This window comes from Glaciibacter kafniensis (assembly GCF_039538945.1).
Lineage (GTDB): Bacteria > Actinomycetota > Actinomycetes > Actinomycetales > Microbacteriaceae > Cryobacterium > Cryobacterium kafniensis.
The window spans coordinates 140754-157528 of the sequence record NZ_BAABCN010000018.1; the positions used below are offsets into that span (position 1 = coordinate 140754).

The 16775-nt window shown below is 63.6% G+C and carries 19 protein-coding genes; 18 read left to right on the forward strand and 1 reads right to left on the reverse strand.

Going from position 1 to position 16775, the window contains the following annotated elements; translation table 11 throughout:
• Positions 1–25: 25 nt before the first annotated feature.
• The 14 genes from rpsE to ABD791_RS21160 all read left to right on the forward strand — a co-directional run bounded on the left by rpsE (position 26) and on the right by ABD791_RS21160 (position 10564).
• Positions 26–694, forward strand: coding sequence for a 30S ribosomal protein S5 (gene rpsE / locus ABD791_RS21095; protein WP_345069933.1), 669 nt, complete (start codon positions 26–28; stop codon positions 692–694).
• Positions 694–876, forward strand: coding sequence for a 50S ribosomal protein L30 (rpmD, locus tag ABD791_RS21100; RefSeq protein ID WP_179580150.1), 183 nt, complete (start codon positions 694–696; stop codon positions 874–876). Before rpsE ends, rpmD begins: the two co-directional genes overlap by 1 nt.
• Entirely contained in the window at positions 876–1448 is a 573-nt protein-coding gene (gene rplO, locus ABD791_RS21105; protein WP_345069934.1) for a 50S ribosomal protein L15, read from the forward strand. Before rpmD ends, rplO begins: the two co-directional genes overlap by 1 nt.
• Before the next feature lie 100 nt (positions 1449–1548).
• Positions 1549–2871: a preprotein translocase subunit SecY gene (gene secY / locus ABD791_RS21110; protein WP_345069935.1), complete on the forward strand. Its 1323-nt coding sequence runs from the start codon at positions 1549–1551 to the stop codon at positions 2869–2871.
• Positions 2868–3455, forward strand: a complete 588-nt coding sequence (locus ABD791_RS21115; protein ID WP_345069936.1) for an adenylate kinase — start codon at positions 2868–2870, stop codon at positions 3453–3455. Before secY ends, ABD791_RS21115 begins: the two co-directional genes overlap by 4 nt.
• 18 nt (positions 3456–3473) lie before the next feature.
• Positions 3474–4313, forward strand: a complete 840-nt coding sequence (gene map, locus ABD791_RS21120; protein ID WP_345069937.1) for a type I methionyl aminopeptidase — start codon at positions 3474–3476, stop codon at positions 4311–4313.
• 72 nt (positions 4314–4385) lie between these two features.
• Positions 4386–6050, forward strand: a complete 1665-nt coding sequence (gene ptsP, locus ABD791_RS21125) for a phosphoenolpyruvate--protein phosphotransferase (protein ID WP_345069938.1) — start codon at positions 4386–4388, stop codon at positions 6048–6050.
• A 130-nt stretch (positions 6051–6180) separates the two neighbouring features.
• Positions 6181–6402, forward strand: coding sequence for a translation initiation factor IF-1 (gene infA, locus ABD791_RS21130; protein ID WP_022883252.1), 222 nt, complete (start codon positions 6181–6183; stop codon positions 6400–6402).
• Positions 6403–6468: 66 nt separating this feature from the next.
• A complete protein-coding gene (gene rpmJ, locus ABD791_RS21135; RefSeq protein ID WP_022883251.1) occupies positions 6469–6582 on the forward strand; it encodes a 50S ribosomal protein L36 in 114 nt (37 codons plus the stop codon).
• A 184-nt stretch (positions 6583–6766) separates the two neighbouring features.
• Positions 6767–7141: a 30S ribosomal protein S13 gene (gene rpsM, locus ABD791_RS21140; protein ID WP_179580156.1), complete on the forward strand. Its 375-nt coding sequence runs from the start codon at positions 6767–6769 to the stop codon at positions 7139–7141.
• A gap of 42 nt (positions 7142–7183) precedes the next feature.
• Positions 7184–7582 carry a 30S ribosomal protein S11 gene (gene rpsK, locus ABD791_RS21145; protein ID WP_345069941.1) on the forward strand — a complete coding sequence of 133 codons (399 nt, stop codon included), beginning with the start codon at positions 7184–7186 and terminating at the stop codon, positions 7580–7582.
• A 174-nt stretch (positions 7583–7756) separates the two neighbouring features.
• A complete protein-coding gene (locus tag ABD791_RS21150; RefSeq protein ID WP_179580157.1) occupies positions 7757–8746 on the forward strand; it encodes a DNA-directed RNA polymerase subunit alpha in 990 nt (329 codons plus the stop codon).
• Between the two features lie 51 nt (positions 8747–8797).
• A complete protein-coding gene (gene rplQ, locus ABD791_RS21155; protein ID WP_345069943.1) occupies positions 8798–9337 on the forward strand; it encodes a 50S ribosomal protein L17 in 540 nt (179 codons plus the stop codon).
• A gap of 183 nt (positions 9338–9520) precedes the next feature.
• Positions 9521–10564, forward strand: coding sequence for a GNAT family N-acetyltransferase (locus tag ABD791_RS21160; protein WP_345069944.1), 1044 nt, complete (start codon positions 9521–9523; stop codon positions 10562–10564).
• Positions 10565–10606: 42 nt separating this feature from the next.
• Here the strand turns inward: ABD791_RS21160 and ABD791_RS21165 are convergent, their stop codons facing one another.
• Positions 10607–12718, reverse strand: a complete 2112-nt coding sequence (locus ABD791_RS21165) for an acyltransferase family protein (protein WP_345069945.1) — start codon at positions 12716–12718, stop codon at positions 10607–10609.
• Positions 12719–12838: 120 nt separating this feature from the next.
• On the opposite strand from ABD791_RS21165, the gene truA reads away from it, so the two are divergent.
• The 4 genes from truA to glmM all read left to right on the forward strand — a co-directional run bounded on the left by truA (position 12839) and on the right by glmM (position 16334).
• Positions 12839–13759, forward strand: a complete 921-nt coding sequence (truA, locus tag ABD791_RS21170; protein WP_345069946.1) for a tRNA pseudouridine(38-40) synthase TruA — start codon at positions 12839–12841, stop codon at positions 13757–13759.
• Positions 13760–13967: 208 nt separating this feature from the next.
• Positions 13968–14414 (forward strand): 50S ribosomal protein L13, encoded by a 447-nt coding sequence (rplM, locus tag ABD791_RS21175; RefSeq protein ID WP_345069947.1) that lies wholly within the window; start codon positions 13968–13970, stop codon positions 14412–14414.
• Between the two features lie 48 nt (positions 14415–14462).
• Complete coding sequence (rpsI, locus tag ABD791_RS21180) at positions 14463–14948, forward strand: 30S ribosomal protein S9 (protein ID WP_345069949.1); 486 nt, start codon at positions 14463–14465, stop codon at positions 14946–14948.
• 24 nt (positions 14949–14972) lie between these two features.
• Entirely contained in the window at positions 14973–16334 is a 1362-nt protein-coding gene (gene glmM / locus ABD791_RS21185) for a phosphoglucosamine mutase (protein ID WP_345069950.1), read from the forward strand.
• Positions 16335–16775: the final 441 nt, after the last annotated feature.

The window sequence follows — 16775 nt, forward strand, 5'->3', positions numbered from 1 at the left end:
TAACACAGCAAGCAAGGAGCAAGAGGTGGCTGCAGAGGCACCCGTCGAGACTGCTGCGTCGACCGCACCCCCGCAGAACGAGCCTCGTGAGGCTCGTCGCGGCGGTCGTGAGCGCAACCCCAACCGTGATCGCGGAAGCCGCGATGCGGAGAAGAGCCAGTTCCTGGAGCGCGTTGTCACCATCAACCGCGTGTCGAAGGTCGTCAAGGGTGGTCGTCGCTTCAGCTTCACCGCCCTCGTCGTCGTCGGCGATGGAAACGGTCTGGTCGGCGTTGGATACGGTAAGGCCCGCGAGGTCCCGACCGCTATCTCCAAGGGCGTCGAGGAAGCGAAGAAGAACTTCTTCCGCGTTCCCCGCATTGGCCTGACCATCCCGCACCCCGTGCAGGGTGAGGCCGCAGCCGGCGTTGTTCTGCTGCGTCCGGCCGCTGCCGGTACCGGTGTTATCGCCGGTGGCCCGGTTCGCGCCGTACTCGAGTGCGCCGGCATCCACGACGTGCTGAGCAAGTCGCTCGGTTCGTCGAACACGATCAACATCGTGCACGCAACGGTTACTGCTCTCAAGCAGCTCGAGGAGCCGCGCGCCGTCGCAGCTCGTCGTGGCCTGCCGTATGAAGATGTGGCCCCGGCCCGCTTCCTGCGTGCCGAGGCGGATGCAGCTGCAGCCGCCGCGACAGCAAAGGCAGGTGCCTAATGGCTCAGCTGAAGATTACGCAGATCAAGTCCAAAATTAGTGAGAAGCAGAACCAGCGCGACACGCTTCGCAGCCTGGGCCTGCGTCGTATTGGCGCCGTCACGATCCGCGAGGACAACTCGCAGAACCGTGGCTACGTCAAGACGGTGGCTCACCTGGTGAAGGTCGAGGAGATTGACTAATGGCTGACGAGAAGGAAGCTGTCACGAAGACAGCTGACAAGCCCGCCGCTGAGAAGAAGGCTGCAGCCCCCAAGAAGGCTGCAGCTGCCAAGGCTGCGCCCAAGAAGGCCGCTGTTGAGACCGTTGAGAAGCGCGAGCAGGTGCTGAAGGTTCACCACCTTCGCCCCGCTCCCGGTTCGAAGAAGGCTAAGACGCGTGTTGGCCGTGGTGAAGGATCCAAGGGTAAGACCGCGGGTCGTGGCACCAAGGGCACCAAGGCCCGCTACAAGGTTCGCATTGGCTTCGAGGGTGGGCAGATGCCTCTGCACATGCGCACCCCGAAACTGCGTGGATTCAAGAACCCGTTCCGCGTCGAGTACCAGGTTGTAAACCTGGAGCGCCTCGCCGAGCTCTACCCGACCGGTGGCGATGTAACCATTGCCGATCTGGTCGCCAAGGGCGCCGTTCGTGACAACGAAAAGGTCAAGGTTCTCGGCAACGGGGACATTGCGGTTAAGCTGAACGTTGCAGTCGACAAGGTCTCGAGCTCAGCAGAGCAGAAGATCGTCGCCGCAGGTGGTTCAATCAAGTAAGTCCGTAGACGCTGGGTCGAGCTTGTCGGGACCACCTATCGAATTTTTCGATGGCGTGATCTCGGTAAGCTCGACCTACGTTTAATAACTGGAGGCCTTTTTGTTCAGCGCCATTGCGCGGATTTTCCGCACACCCGACCTTCGCCGGAAGATCGGTTTCACCCTGGGTATTGTTGCCCTGTTCCGCTTGGGGTCGTTCATTCCCGCCCCGTTCGTGGACTTCGGCAACGTGCAGGCCTGTCTTGCAGCGAACCAGGGGACCAGTGGCCTCTACGAGCTGGTGAACCTGTTCAGCGGTGGTGCACTGCTGCAGCTCTCAGTTTTCGCACTGGGCATCATGCCGTACATCACGGCATCGATCATCGTCCAGCTGTTGCGTGTGGTTATCCCTCACTTCGACACTCTCTATAAAGAGGGTGCGTCAGGTCAGAGCACGCTGACCCAGTACACGCGTTACCTCACGATCGCCCTCGGCATCCTGCAGTCGACGACACTCATCACAGTGGCCCGCAGCGGCGCCCTGTTCGGCACCTCTGGCAGCACTGAGTGCACGCAGCTGATCACCAACGATGCCTGGTACGCCATCATGCTGATGGTGATCACCATGACCGCCGGTACCGGCGTCATCATGTGGATGGGTGAGCTCATCACCGAGCGCGGCATCGGCAACGGAATGTCATTGCTGATCTTCACGTCGATCGCCGCTCGTTTCCCGAACTCCCTCGGTGCCATCGGCCAGCAGAAGGGCTGGGACACCCTGGCCATCGTGCTCGTCATCGGTATCTTGATCGTCTTCGCCGTCGTCTTCGTCGAGCAATCGCAACGAAGAATCCCGGTGCAATACGCCAAGCGGATGGTGGGTCGCCGCACATACGGTGGCAACAACACCTACATCCCGATCAAGGTCAACATGGCCGGAGTTATCCCGGTCATCTTCGCCTCCTCGCTGCTCTACCTGCCGGCGCTGATCGCTCAGTTCAACCAGCCTGCCGCAGGCCAGGAGCCGCAGGCGTGGGTCGTCTGGGTGACGAACAACCTGACCGGTGGCGACCAGCCGTTGTACATGGCGTTCTACTTCCTGCTGATCATCGGATTCACGTACTTCTACGTGGCGATCACCTTCAACCCTGAAGAAGTTGCCGACAACATGAAGAAGTACGGCGGATTCATTCCCGGCATCCGTGCCGGCCGCCCGACGGCCGAGTACCTCGACTTCGTGCTGACCCGTGTCACGCTGCCCGGTTCGCTCTACTTGGGTCTGATCGCCTTGATCCCGCTCGTTGCGTTCTCAGTGATCGGTGCCGACCAGAACTTCCCGTTCGGTGGCGCCAGCATCCTGATCATCGTCGGTGTCGGTCTCGAAACCGTCAAGCAGATCGACTCGCAGCTGCAACAGCGTCACTACGAAGGGCTGCTGCGATGACCCGACTGTTGATCGTCGGTCCGCCCGGAGCAGGAAAAGGAACGCAGGCCGAGATTCTGGCTTCGACGTTCGGAATTCCGGCAATCTCGACCGGCGACATCTTTCGGGCCAACATCAAGGCCGGAACGCCGCTCGGCCTCCAGGTGCAGGAGATTGTTGCCGGGGGCGGGTATGTTCCCGACTCGCTGACCAACGCCATCGTGCAGGACCGACTGCACCAGGCGGATGCCGCAGACGGTTTTCTGCTCGACGGCTACCCGCGCACCGCGGATCAGGTCATCGAACTTGACCGTATCCTCGGTGAGACCGGCGCCCAGCTCGACGCCGTCGTTCAGCTCGTCGCTGACAAAGACGAGGTTGTCGCCCGTCTGCTCAAGCGCGCTGCTGAGCAGGGACGCGCCGACGACACCGAAGATGTCATCCGACACCGCCAAGATGTTTACCTTGAGCAGACCGAGCCGCTGATCGCCGCATACACGGCGCGTGGTTTGGTTGCCGAGGTCGATGGTCTCGGAACCGTCGATGAAGTGGCCGCTCGTGTGTTGGCGGCGCTGGCTGCCCGCGGCATCGTCGTCCCCGCCTGATCCGAGAGCTGATTTTCGATGTCGATGCTTCGCAAGTCGATTTATAAGTCGCCGGCGCAGTTGCGCCTGATGGTGGCGCCCGGTCTCGCGACCGCGGCGTCACTCGACGCGGTGCGTGCGCTCATCCGCCCCGGTGTGACAACACTGGAACTGGATGCCGCAGCCGAAGCTGCGATCGTCGCACTCGGCGGAGCATCGAATTTCAAGCTGGAGCCCGGCTACCGGCACACGATCTGTGCGTCGGTGAACGACGACGTCGTGCACGGCATCCCCAACTCACGTGAGCTGCAGCCGGGCGACATCGTCTCGATCGACAGCGGCGCCGTCATCGCCGGTTGGAACGGTGACGCGGCATTCAGCTTTATCGTTCCAGATCCCGATCCGGCACATGCCGCGATCGTGGCAGAACGCCAGAAGCTGTCGGACGTCACCGAGCAGTCCCTCTGGGTCGGCATCGCCCAGTTGTCCAGGGCCCGCCACCTCAACGAGGTCGGCGAAGCGATCGAGGACTACATCGAGTCGCAGGGCAGCTACGGCATCCTGACCGATTACGTCGGACACGGAATCGGGCGCTCGATGCACGAGGCGCCGTCGGTGTTCAACTACCGCGTGCGCCAGAAAGGTCCTGACGTCAAGCCGGGCCTGGTCGTCGCCATCGAGCCGATGGTCGTACTCGGTGACATCGACACCTACACGCGCGACGATGACTGGACCGTAGCCACCACCGACGGTGCCTCCGCTGCTCATTGGGAGCACAGCATCGCCGTGCACAAAGACGGCATCTGGGTGCTCACGGCCGAAGACGGCGGCGCAGCAGCTCTCGCCCCGCTCGGCGTGACTCCCGTTCCGATCGCGTAACCCCCTGGAGGGTTGGCCCGAAACCCGGCTAGGGTGAAAACCGGGAGAGAGTCGCGACTCGGAAGGAACCTGATGGACCTGCATGGAATTGGGATCGGTCAGGGCGTGGTCGTCGGCCGCGTCGTGCGCATGTCGGACCCGCTGCCAGACCCGGCCGACCTTCCGAGTGAGCTGACTGCTGACGAGGAGATCGCTCGCGCAGCGGCCTCGCTCCGATTTGTCGCCACCAACCTGACCGAGCGCGGCGCCCATGCCGGCGGAGCCGCCCGCGACGTGCTCGAGGCGCAGGCCCTGATGGCCGAAGACCCGGCGTTGATCGACGATATTGCCGTGCGTCTGGCACGCGGGACGACGGCCGAACGCGCGGTCTTCGAGGCATTCGGAGCGTTCCGCGACATGCTGACCGGGCTCGGGGGTTACATGGCCGAGCGTGCGGTCGACCTCGACGACGTGTCGCAGCGGGTGCGCGCCCACCTCGCCGGTCAGGCCCCCTCTGAGGTGCCTGACCCTGGACATCCGTTCATTCTCGTTGCCCGTGATCTTGCTCCGGCTGACACGGCTCTGCTCAATCTTGACGTGGTGCTTGGTCTGATCACCAGCGGTGGGGGACCCACCTCGCACACGGCGATCCTGGCACGGGAGAAGTCGATCCTCGCGATCGTCGGCGCCGCCCAGGCGACCGATCTGGTTGATGGCGACGAGGTGATTCTCGATGCGGCTCGCGGCGTGGTCGTCACAGACCCGACGGATGCCCAGAAGGCCGAGGCGACAACGCGGATCGCCGAGCGGCTCGCTCGGCGCGACGCCCCGCTCACGCCGGGGATGCTCGCCGACGGAACCGCTATTCCGTTGCTGGCGAATCTCGCCAATGCGGATGGCGCGGCGAACGCCGTCGCGCTCGGTGCTGAAGGTGTCGGACTGTTTCGCACCGAGTTTCTCTTTCTCGACTCGGCGACGGCGCCGAGCGTCGAGGTGCAGCAGCAGAAGTACGAATTGATGCTGCGTGAGTTCGCCGGCAAGAAGGTCGTCGTGCGCGCCCTCGATGCGGGCGCCGACAAGCCGTTGGCCTTTCTCAACGACGCCGTCGAGGAGAACCCGGCGCTCGGGCTTCGTGGACTGCGGTCATTGCGGGCGTCTGAAGGAATTCTGCGCGATCAGCTCACCGCGCTCGCTCAAGCGGATGCGGCAACCGACGCTGACCTCTGGGTGATGGCGCCGATGGTGGCGACAGTCGAAGAGACGGCCTATTTCGTGGCTCTCGCCCACGAACTGGGTCTGACGACCGCTGGCGTGATGATCGAAATCCCGTCTGCGGCGCTGCTGGCCGACCGTGTGCTCGCCCAGGCGGATTTCGCGTCAATCGGTACCAACGATCTCACCCAATACACCTTGGCCGCCGACCGCATGCTCGGGAGTGTCGCCGCCTACCAGGACCCCTGGCACCCGGCCGTGCTCAGCCTGATTCGCCAGGTTGGCTCCGCCGGCGCGGCGCTCGGGAAGCCCGTCGGAGTCTGCGGTGAGGCCGCAGCCGATCCGATGCTGGCCGTCGTGCTGGTCGGGCTCGGCGTGACGAGCCTGTCGATGTCGGCGTCGGCCCTCGCCGACGTGCGCGCCAGCTTGGCCGGTTACACCTTGGATGCCGCTCGGTCACTGGCCGAGGTCGCACTGGACGCCGTCGGCGCGCCCGAGGCGCGCGCGGCAGTCGCCGAGGCGGCGGCGCGGCTGAGCGTTCACTGAAGCGGGTTGGCTTAACCGAGCTCTATAACATAAGCTGGATCCTTGGTGTCGTGCATCGCCGTTCGCGTCGTGCAATTTTCACCACAATCCCGCATGACCAGCTACCAATATATTGAGCGACAGTGAGGCTATGGCCAAAAAAGACGGTGTCATCGAAATCGAGGGCGCAGTAGTCGAAGCTCTTCCCAACGCGATGTTTCGCGTTGAGTTGACCAACGGCCACAAAGTTCTTGCCCACATCTCGGGCAAGATGCGTCAGCACTACATCCGGATTCTCCCAGAGGACCGCGTGATCGTTGAGCTGAGCCCATACGATCTGACCCGCGGCCGGATCGTTTACCGCTACAAGTAACGGCTGCTGTAAGTAACGGCCCTCGGCATCCCGAGGGTACGAAGACAGCGAACACAAGGAATCACCATGAAGGTCAACCCCAGCGTCAAGAAGATCTGTGACAAGTGCAAGGTCATCCGCCGTAACGGCAACGTGATGGTCATCTGCGAGAACCCGCGTCACAAGCAGCGCCAGGGCTAGGTTTCGACACGCTCGACCACCGGTTTCCGGTGGTCGTCTGATCGAACCAGCACTATTCATAACTCGTACTCGTAACTGAGTACAGAAATAGCAGTTCCGGGATTCCTTCGGGGAGACACCATCGGTTGGAGGCCGATGCACAGGAACTGCTACAGACCTCCACTCACTCACAGGAGAAGCCACAATGGCACGTCTAGCAGGAGTTGACATTCCCCGCGACAAGCGCGTGGAAGTTGCACTGACTTACATCTATGGTGTTGGCCGCACGAGGGCGCTTAAGACCCTCGCCGACACTGAAATCGATGGAAACATCCGCGTCAAGGATTTGACCGACGACCAGCTCGTTGCACTGCGCGACTACGTCGAAGGAACTTTCAAGGTTGAGGGTGACCTCCGCCGTGAGGTTGCCGCTGACATCCGCCGCAAGGTCGAGATCGGTAGCTACGAAGGTATTCGTCACCGCAAGGGCCTGCCCGTTCGTGGACAGCGCACCAAGACCAACGCTCGTACCCGCAAGGGCCCGAAGCGCACCGTAGCCGGCAAGAAGAAGGCCCGCTAGGCCTCGCCCTAGCTGGTTCGTCTTTAGGATTCAGGAGAAATCATGGCAGCACCCAAGTCGGCCGTACGGAAGCCGCGTAAGAAAGATAAGAAGAACATTGCTGTGGGCCAGGCTCACATCAAGAGCACCTTCAACAACACGATCGTCTCGATCACTGACACCACCGGTGCAGTCATCGCTTGGGCATCGTCAGGTGGAGTTGGCTTCAAGGGTTCACGTAAGTCGACCCCGTTCGCCGCACAGCTGGCAGCCGAGTCGGCCGCCCGCCAGGCGCAGGAGCACGGTATGAAGAAGGTTGACGTCTTCGTCAAGGGACCGGGATCAGGTCGCGAGACCGCGATCCGTTCACTCCAGGCCGCTGGCCTCGAGGTCGGTTCCATCAACGACGTCACCCCTCAGGCACACAACGGCTGCCGCCCGCCGAAGCGTCGCCGCGTTTAATTCCTTTTCGGATCCCGACAGGCTCGATGACCATCACGGTTATTGAGCCTGTCGGGACACGACGAGTCTCGCTCGTTCTCTCGAGAGATTGAGAAGCGGATGATCGGGACAGACAACTTAAAACCTCGCTACAGAAGTGTCATATAGCGGACACTTGGCCGAAAGGAATCAACAGTGCTTATTGCACAGCGTCCAACGCTCACCGAAGAGAACATTTCGGAGTTCCGTTCACGGTTCGTGATCGAGCCTCTGGAACCCGGCTTCGGATACACCCTCGGTAACTCGCTTCGCCGCACTCTGCTCTCGTCGATCCCCGGCGCTGCTGTCACCAGCATCCGCATTGACGGAGTGCTTCACGAGTTCAGCACCGTTCCCGGTGTCAAGGAAGATGTCACTGAGATCATCCTGAACATCAAGGGACTTGTCGTCTCGAGCGAGCACGACGAGCCGATCACCGCGTACCTGCGCAAGCAGGGCTCCGGCCAGGTTACCGCCGCTGACATTTCGGCTCCGGCCGGTGTCGAGGTGCACAACCCCGAGCTGGTTATCGCAACCCTCAATGACAAGGCCAAGTTCGAACTCGAACTGACCATCGAGCGTGGCCGTGGCTACGTGTCGGCTACCCAGAACCGTGCAGAGTATGCGGAAGCCGGCCAGATTCCGGTCGACTCCATCTACTCGCCCGTGCTCAAGGTGACCTACCGTGTCGAGGCAACTCGTGCCGGAGAGCGCACTGACTTCGACCGCCTCGTCGTTGACGTGGAGACGAAGTCGGCGATCACGCCTCGCGACGCCATCGCATCCGCCGGCCGCACCCTGACCGAGCTGTTCGGTCTGGCACGCGAGCTGAACACGGCTGCTGAAGGCATCGAGATCGGCCCGGCGCCGGTTGACGCCGTACTGCCTGGCGAGCTTTCGATTCCGATCGAAGACCTCGACTTGTCGGTGCGTTCGTACAACTGCCTCAAGCGTGAGGGCATCAATAATGTCAGTGAACTCGTCGCCCTCTCGGAGACGCAGCTCATGAACATCCGCAACTTCGGTCAGAAGTCTGTGGATGAGGTCAAGGACAAGCTCGTTGAGCTGGGCCTGTCGCTCAAGGACTCTGTTCCCGGATTCGACGGCGCTCACTTCTACAGCGGTTACGACGAAGAAACCGTCTAAGGCTGTCGTTTTCGACAACCTGTGACTTTTTGATACTAGAGAAAGACGAAAATGCCTACACCCACTAAGGGACCCCGCCTCGGCGGAGGACCGGCGCACGAGCGCCTCATGCTTGCCAACCTGGCAGCTGCCCTGTTCACGCACAAGTCGATCAAGACGACCGAGACCAAGGCCAAGCGCCTGCGTCCGGTCGCTGAGCGCCTTGTCACGTTCGCAAAGCAGGGCGACCTGCACGCACGCCGTCGCGTGCTGCGTACGATCGGCGACAAGTCAGTCGTGCACGAGCTCTTCACCGAGATCGCGCCGCTGGTTGCCGAGCGTGAGGGCGGCTACACCCGCATCACGAAGCTTGGTTTCCGTAAGGGCGACAACGCTTCGATGGTGCAGATCGAGCTCGTTCTCGAGCCCGTCACCCCGAAGGCCAAGCCGGCCAAGGCGAAGGCTGCAAAGCACGTCGCCGAGGAGCCTGCTGCTGAGGTCGTCGAGGAAACCGTTGTCGAAGCTGAGGCTGTTGAAGCCGACGCCGAGGTCGTAGAGACCGAAGCTGTTGCAGCTGACGCTGCCGAGGCATCCGCTGAGGAAGCCAAGTAGTTCGAAACATCCGGCTGAGCGATCAGCGCTGATTCGTCAGTGTTGATTCAGCAGTGTTGATTCAGCGGTGAGAGGGGCCCGACTTCGGTCGGGCCCCTTTTTCGTGTCTCGGCCCCGTATTCGCGCGGGTCGGCGTCCGGCAGGGGCCTTTCTCGCCACGTGACCCCCGGGTACGGTGGCGGCATGACTGAGGCTGGGCAGGATCTGGCCGCGCGGGTCGGCGCACCGAAACGACTCGCACTGCCGATTCATCCGGACGTGCCGCTCTGGCGGCCAGCGGGTATCGAGGACCTCGACCGCATCTGGCGGTTGAGCAGCGCCATCGCGTCTAGCGACCACCCGAATCATCTGACGACGCGGGACGGGCTGGCCGCGATCTTCGCTCGGCAGTACTTTCGGCCCGCACACGACTCACTTCTTGGTTTCGACTCGGCCGGGCGCGTCGTCGCCTCGGGACTCGTGCTTCTGCCGTCGCTTCGGCGCAGCGTCGTGCGCTCAACCATTGTGGGAGGGGTCGATCCGGAACGACGTGGCCGCGGAATTGGGCAGCGGTTGCTCGCGTGGCAGGTCGGACGCGCCAAACAGCAACTGGCCGAGTCGGGGGAAGAGCTGCCGGGATGGGTGCTGGCATTCGCCGACGAGCGCGCGCCGCGCAAGCGCCGTTTGCTACAGCGGGCAGGATTCTCGCTGCGCCGCCACTTCGTGTCGCTCGAGCGCCGTTTGGACACTCCGATCTCGCCAGTGGAACCGATCGGAACTGTGCGGATCGCACACTACCGCGAGGGTCTCTCATCCCGGATCCACCTCGCGCGCGACGCCGCGTTCTCCGACCATTGGGGGAGCGCGCCGATGAGCACGGAGGCATGGGACGACTTTATCGGCGGAAGCTCATTTCGTGCCGAACTGTCATTCGTCGCGCTCGCGCCGGCGTCAGCCGGTGGCGCGAGCGTGGTCGGCTTCGGCTTGGGGAGCGCGAACGAAGCTGATTGGCCGCACCAGGGCTTTCGGGGCAGCCACATCGACATGCTGGGAGTCGTTCCGGGCTGGCGCGGTCGGCGAGTGGCGTCAGCGGTCCTGAGCGCACAACTTCAGGCCAGTCGAGAGGAGGGGATGGAGCGAGTCACGCTCGACGTTGATGCCGACAGCACCACTGGCGCGTATGACCTCTACCGGAAGTGGGAATTCACCCCCCGCTACCGCAAGTACGCCTACACCCTGGAGTACTGAGTTCAGGTGTTCGGCCCGGTCATCAGGGCAACCGGAGAACTCCTAGTCGGGCAGAAGCAGCAGGCGGTTCGGTCCCGGCTGCTGGGCCGGCGGCAGATCGCCGAGTCGTGCGACTGCTGAGCCAACCGTGTCGGCGTAGATCCGGCCGCCCGTCGGGCCCGGATGAATATTATCTTCGGCCAGAACGTCGGTGTGCGGTGCGATCGCGGTGGACCAGTCGGCCAGTTCGATCCGCCGATGGTGCGCTGAGAAGTCGGCCAGGGTGGCGTTGACTCCCGCCGTCCAGTCACGATCGGCGAACGCATTGACCATGACGAGCTGCCTGTTCGGTCCGATTGCGACCGTGATGCGCTCGAGGTCGGCATCATCGATCGGGCCGTTCGTGCCGAGACCGATGACCACGAGTTCCCGGAGTTGACCCGTGGTTTTCAGCGTGTTGAGGATGTCGGGCGCCGCCTGCATCCCTCGGGACACCGCCGCGTCGATGGCGATCCCGGGAAAGGCTTGCTGCAGCTCGGGGGCTGACGCGAGCATGACCGAGTCGCCGACGGCGCTGATCCGTGCACCGGCGGGAATAACGGCCTCGCTCACCTCTGCGCGCAGGGGGATCACGATCGGTGGGGGCGGTGCGGGGGTCGGCATCGCTGTACCCGATGCCGTCGGGGCCGGCGTATGGTCGGCCGGTGTAGCGGCATCCATGGCCTGTTTGCCGCGCTCGATGACCGACTCGGCGCTCGTGTGCGCGGGGGCGGCGGCGAGGGCGGCAGTGGTGCCGGCGCCGAGGAGCAGTACGGCGGCCAGGGCGGCGAGCACCGTCTGCCGTTGCACGCGCGTGCCGCGCAGCCGGGCGTTGACCCGGCGGATGCTGCCACCGAAACCCAACCGTCGGATCGGCTGCTCGAGCCAGCGGTATGACGCGCCGGCGGCGAGCAGCGTCAGCACCAGGGCCAGCGCGCCGATCAACAGCGTGCGCGCGGCGTGGGCAGGAGACGCTGCGTTCGCCGTGGATGCCGGCCAGGCCAGCTGCAGCAGTACGAGGATCGGCCAGTGCCAGAGGTAGATGCCGTAGGAGCGCGCGCCCAGATAGCGAAGCGGCCGAGAGTCGAGGCGTTGCCCGAATCGTCCGGCGCCGATACCAGCCCAGATGGCCACGGCGGACACCAGCGAGACGGCGATCAGGCCGCCCCGGTACGCAACCGGGCTGTCGGCGGGCATGAGGAGGCTGAACGCGGCCAGCGCGAGGAGGGCGACCAACCCGATCCAGGGGCGCAGGCGAGGCAACCAGGAGCCGATGCGTCCGGACAAATCAGTACCGGCCGTTGCTCCCGGGTTGATACTGCGCTGCCAGAGGATGAGGGCAAGAGCGGCCCCGATGGCCAAACCGAAGCTATGCGTGTCTGAACCGAAATAGACCCGCGTGGGGTCGGCATCCGGGGTGTACATGACCGCCATCCAGAGGGCGGATGCGGCGCCCACGGCGAGCACCAACAGCAGTCGCAGTCGGGGCCGCGGAATGAACAGCAGCGCAGCGACTGCCAGTGGCCAGACCAGGTAGAACTGTTCCTCGACGGCGAGCGACCAGAGATTGCGGAACAACTCGGGCTGGTCGGTGGTGAAGTAGCTCGCGTTGGCGCCGATTGACACCCAGTTGTAGCTGAAGGTGAGCGCGCCGAGGATCTGTCGGCCGAGTCCGACGAGTACATCGCCGCCGACCAGTAACGCCGCAGTTGCGCAGACGAGGAGCACGGGAATGAGGGGAGGGACCAGGCGGCGCACCCTCCGGGTCCAGAAGCGTCCCAGGGAGATCCGACCTGAGCGCGCACGTTCGCGCAGCAGCAAGCTGGTGATCAGAAAGCCGCTGATGACAAAGAAGACGTCAACGCCGATGTAGCCACCGGGCAGAACCGTTGGAAAGAAGTGATAGGCGATGACGGCGATGACCGCGAGCGCCCGCAGGCCATCAAGCCCGGTCCACCGCGGCGCCGGAAGCGGGCCGGTGATCGGGGAGAGCGAAGTGGAATCCGAGGTCGACGCGGAAGCGGAAACCGGGGCCGCAGCCGCACTCAGGGGCGATGCCGATGCGGTGCGACCGATTTCGGATACGCCGGTGGTCCGGTCGCCAAGGCTGGGGGAGGAGGAAGGAAGACGTTTCATAGCAAGGGCGGGCAGAACCCGGCTTCAACGATAACTCACGCCACGAGTTCGGCCACTCTCAGGAACCGGTGGCACCGGCGCCGACGGCCGTCCTGGTTGCGTGCACAATAAACTGGACCCGTGAATCTTCCTGCAACCGAGGCTGCTGTGCCCATTGATCCGGGAGCCGTGCAGAGGATTCGGCTCGACATCGCCTACGACGGAACGACGTTCGCCGGCTGGGCGAAGCAGCCGGAGTTGCGCACGGTGCAGGGCGAGATCGAAGACGCGCTGGCGACCATCCTGCGCCGTCACGGCCCGGTTTCCGATCTCGTCGTTGCGGGGCGAACGGATGCCGGAGTGCACGCGCGCGGTCAGGTCGCCCATTTCGATCTCACCGCCGAGCAGGCGCACGCACTTGTGCAGCCCCGCCGCGGCACGGGCAACAAGCCCAAGCCACCGCTTCCGGTCGAGATCTACCGACGGGTCAGCGGCATCCTCGTCACGAAGCCAGAAATCGTGTTGAAAGACGTCACCCGGGCACCAGACGGGTTCGACGCCCGCTTTTCTGCATTGTGGCGTCGCTACGAATACCGCCTCGCCGACAGCTTGGTCGGGCATGACCCGATGCAACGGATGCGCACGACCTGGCACCCTTTTGAGCTGGATCTCGATGCGATGGATGCGGCGGCGGCGACCCTCGTCGGACTTCACGACTTCGCCACCTACTGCAAGCCGCGGCCCGGGGCCACGACAGTGCGCACCCTGCAGGACTTTCGGTGGCGCCGGGACTCCGATGGGGTTCTGATCGCCTCCCTCAAGGCCGACGCGTTCTGCCACAGCATGGTGCGCGCGCTCGTCGGCGCGTGTGTCGCGGTGGGGGAGGGCAAGCTGGATGGGAGCCGCTTGGTGAACCTGCGGGTCGAACGCGCCAGAACCAGCGAGTTCAAGGTCATGCCGGCTCAGGGCCTCACCCTGACAGAGGTGGGTTACCCGGAAGACGCCGAACTCGCGATACGTGCGGTGGAAACCCGGTCGCGTCGCGAGCTTCCCGAGGAGTAGCCGACGGCATCCGTCGCCGTGGTGAATCGTGCAGAAACCGCCGCGAATTGCGCGATGCCGTGTCGGCGAAGTAGTATTGACCCTTGGTGTCTGTGCGTTGCAGCCAGGCACACGAACGTGAGCCCTCCATCGATCGTGTTCTTCTTCAAGAACACACCCGGAGCGGGATTCACGAACACCTCCGTTCGAACAAGAAAGCAGCACTATAGTGACGCGCACCTACACCCCCAAGGCAAGTGAAGTCCAGCACGATTGGGTCGTCATCGACGCCACCGACATCGTTCTTGGCCGTCTCGCCAGCCACGCAGCCGTTCTCCTTCGCGGCAAGCACAAGGCTGTGTTCTCTCCCCACATGGATATGGGAGATTTCGTCATCATCGTCAACGCCGAGAAGATTGCCCTGACCGGCAAGAAGCTCGACCTGAAGATCGCCTACCGCCACTCCGGTTACCCGGGCGGCCTGTCGGCACAGAACTACTCGGAGATGCTCGAGAAGCACCCGACGCGTGCGGTTGAGAAGGCGATTCGCGGCATGCTGCCGAAGAACTCGCTCGGTCGCGCTCAGCTCGCCAAGCTCAAGGTCTACGCCGGCCCGGAGCACCCGCACGCTGCGCAGCAGCCCAAGCCGTACACCCTCGGCCAGGTCGCGCAGTAGCGTCGGCCCCCAGACTTCTCGACTCTAAGAAAAAGGATTCACACCATCGTGGCGAAGATCGCAGACCAGATTGACGCGGCTCCGGAGAGCTACTCGACAGAGACTCCCGTAGAAGCCGTGACCAAGGCGCCCCGCGCCATTCTCACCGTTCCCGGCGCAGCCGTCGGCCGTCGCAAGCAGGCCATCGCCCGCGTGCGCATCGTTCCCGGCTCCGGCACCATCACGGTCAACGGCCGTGAGTTCGCTGACTACTTCCCGAACAAGCTGCACCAGCAGCTGATCAACGACCCGTTCAAGGTGCTCGACCTGATCGGCAGCTACGACGTAATCGCTCGCATCAGCGGCGGCGGCCCCTCCGGCCAGGCCGGCGCCCTGCGTCTCGGCATTGCTCGTTCGCTCAACCAGATCGACGAAGAGAACAACCGCGCCATCCTCAAGAAGGCCGGCTTCCTCAGCCGTGACGCTCGCGTCAAGGAGCGTAAGAAGGCTGGTCTCAAGAAGGCCCGCAAGGCTCCTCAGTTCTCCAAGCGTTAAGTCGAAGGTCGATTCAAGGCTCATATGCCTCGACTTTTTGGCACTGACGGCGTCCGGGGCTTGGCCAACCGTGATCTCACGGCTGGCCTTGCCCTGGGCCTCGCTCAGGCAAGCGCAGTAGTACTGACCCAGGGTCGTCGTGCAGAAGAACGACGCGCTCAGGGTCGACGCCCGGTCGCCGTGCTCGCACGCGACCCGCGTATTTCCGGAGAGTTCATCTCGGCCGCTGTAGCCGCCGGGCTGGCCAGCTCTGGAGTGGATGTGCTCGATGCCGGCGTCATTCCGACCCCCGCAGCAGCATTCCTGATCGCCGATATCGGCGCAGACTTTGGCGTGATGATTTCCGCCTCACACAATCCGGCCCCCGACAACGGCATCAAGTTCTTTGCCTTCGGCGGCACGAAGCTTCCCGACGACGTCGAGAACCGCATCGAAGCGCACCTTGAAGACGAGATGCTCACCCCGATCGGTGGCGACGTTGGCCGCATCCGTCGTTTTGCCGACGCAGAAGACCGCTACGTCGTGCACCTGCTCAGCACTCTCCCGCACCGTCTCGACGGCATTCATGTCGTGCTCGACTGCGCCCACGGCGCGGCGGCCGGGGTGTCTCCGCAGGTCTTCACGGATGCCGGCGCTCGCGTCACGGTGATCGGTGCGGATCCCGACGGCCTCAACATCAATGACGGTGTCGGTTCGACCCATCTCGACAACCTGGCTCGCGCCGTGCTCAAGCATGGCGCCGATGTCGGAATCGCTCACGACGGCGACGCCGACCGCTGCCTCGCCGTGGATCGCGATGGAAACATCGTCGACGGCGACCAGATCATGGCAATCCTCGCCGTCTCAATGGCCGAGCGCGGTGTGCTGAAGGACCGCACGCTGGTTGCCACGGTGATGAGCAACCTGGGTCTGAAGAAGGCGATGGCCGCCCACGACATCCGCGTGATCGAAACGCGGGTCGGCGACCGGTACGTGCTCGAAGAGCTTAACATCGACGGGCTCTCGCTCGGCGGAGAACAGTCGGGTCACGTCATCATGACTAAGTACGCCACGACCGGCGATGGGATTCTGACCGGCTTGCACCTGGTCGCCGAGATGGCGCGCACGGGCAAGACGCTTGGCGAACTCGCCTCGGTCATGACCGTCTTCCCGCAGATTCTCGTGAATGTGCGCGACATCAACCACCACGGACTGGGCTCCGACACGGCGATTGCCGACGCCGTGATCGCCGCCGAGACCGAGCTCGGCGACACCGGTCGGGTGCTCCTGCGTCCGTCGGGCACTGAGCCGATGGTGCGGGTCATGGTCGAGGCTGCTGACCAGCCGACCGCCGACCGTCTGGCGCACCAGCTCGCCGCTGTCGTGCGCGAGCAGCTGGCGCTCTAGCCACTCGCTTTCGGGTCTCGCTTTCGGGTCCCGCTTTCGGGTCTCGCTTTCGGTCCCGCTTTCGGGTCTCGCTTTCGGGCCCCGCTTTCGGGTCTCGCTTTTGGTCCCGACAGGCTGGACCACCGTTTCACGGTGTGTTTCGGCCAAGATCTGGTCGGGGTTCACCCCATTCGACGGAGATTTTCGCGGTTGGGGTCCGGTTCCAGCCTAAATTCGACGTTTTCGCGCGAATCTCCGTCGAATGGGGACAGCGCATCCGTCGCGCAGCCCGACTCCAGCGCACAATGCGTCTCTGAGCACATGCCTTCGCACCAGAGGATATGGACGGCCACGAGGTTCGTAAAGTAGGAGATTCTGCGACACGTCGCCTCAAACCGGCTGGGCCGACCCAGGGATTCCGGTCAGTAGTCCTCCGCTATTACTGATTGGATTGCGAATATG

Coding starts and splice junctions, on each gene's coding strand:
- ABD791_RS21160 (WP_345069944.1), top strand. CDS start 9,521: ATGACTGAGGCTGGGCAGGATCTGGCCGCGCGGGTCGGCGCACCGAAA.
- glmM (WP_345069950.1), top strand. CDS start 14,973: ATGCCTCGACTTTTTGGCACTGACGGCGTCCGGGGCTTGGCCAACCGT.
- ABD791_RS21115 (WP_345069936.1), top strand. CDS start 2,868: ATGACCCGACTGTTGATCGTCGGTCCGCCCGGAGCAGGAAAAGGAACG.
- rpmD (WP_179580150.1), top strand. CDS start 694: ATGGCTCAGCTGAAGATTACGCAGATCAAGTCCAAAATTAGTGAGAAG.
- ABD791_RS21165 (WP_345069945.1), bottom strand. CDS start 12,718: ATGAAACGTCTTCCTTCCTCCTCCCCCAGCCTTGGCGACCGGACCACC.
- rpmJ (WP_022883251.1), top strand. CDS start 6,469: ATGAAGGTCAACCCCAGCGTCAAGAAGATCTGTGACAAGTGCAAGGTC.
- infA (WP_022883252.1), top strand. CDS start 6,181: ATGGCCAAAAAAGACGGTGTCATCGAAATCGAGGGCGCAGTAGTCGAA.
- rplO (WP_345069934.1), top strand. CDS start 876: ATGGCTGACGAGAAGGAAGCTGTCACGAAGACAGCTGACAAGCCCGCC.
- rplQ (WP_345069943.1), top strand. CDS start 8,798: ATGCCTACACCCACTAAGGGACCCCGCCTCGGCGGAGGACCGGCGCAC.
- ptsP (WP_345069938.1), top strand. CDS start 4,386: ATGGACCTGCATGGAATTGGGATCGGTCAGGGCGTGGTCGTCGGCCGC.
- rpsK (WP_345069941.1), top strand. CDS start 7,184: ATGGCAGCACCCAAGTCGGCCGTACGGAAGCCGCGTAAGAAAGATAAG.
- rpsM (WP_179580156.1), top strand. CDS start 6,767: ATGGCACGTCTAGCAGGAGTTGACATTCCCCGCGACAAGCGCGTGGAA.
- map (WP_345069937.1), top strand. CDS start 3,474: ATGTCGATGCTTCGCAAGTCGATTTATAAGTCGCCGGCGCAGTTGCGC.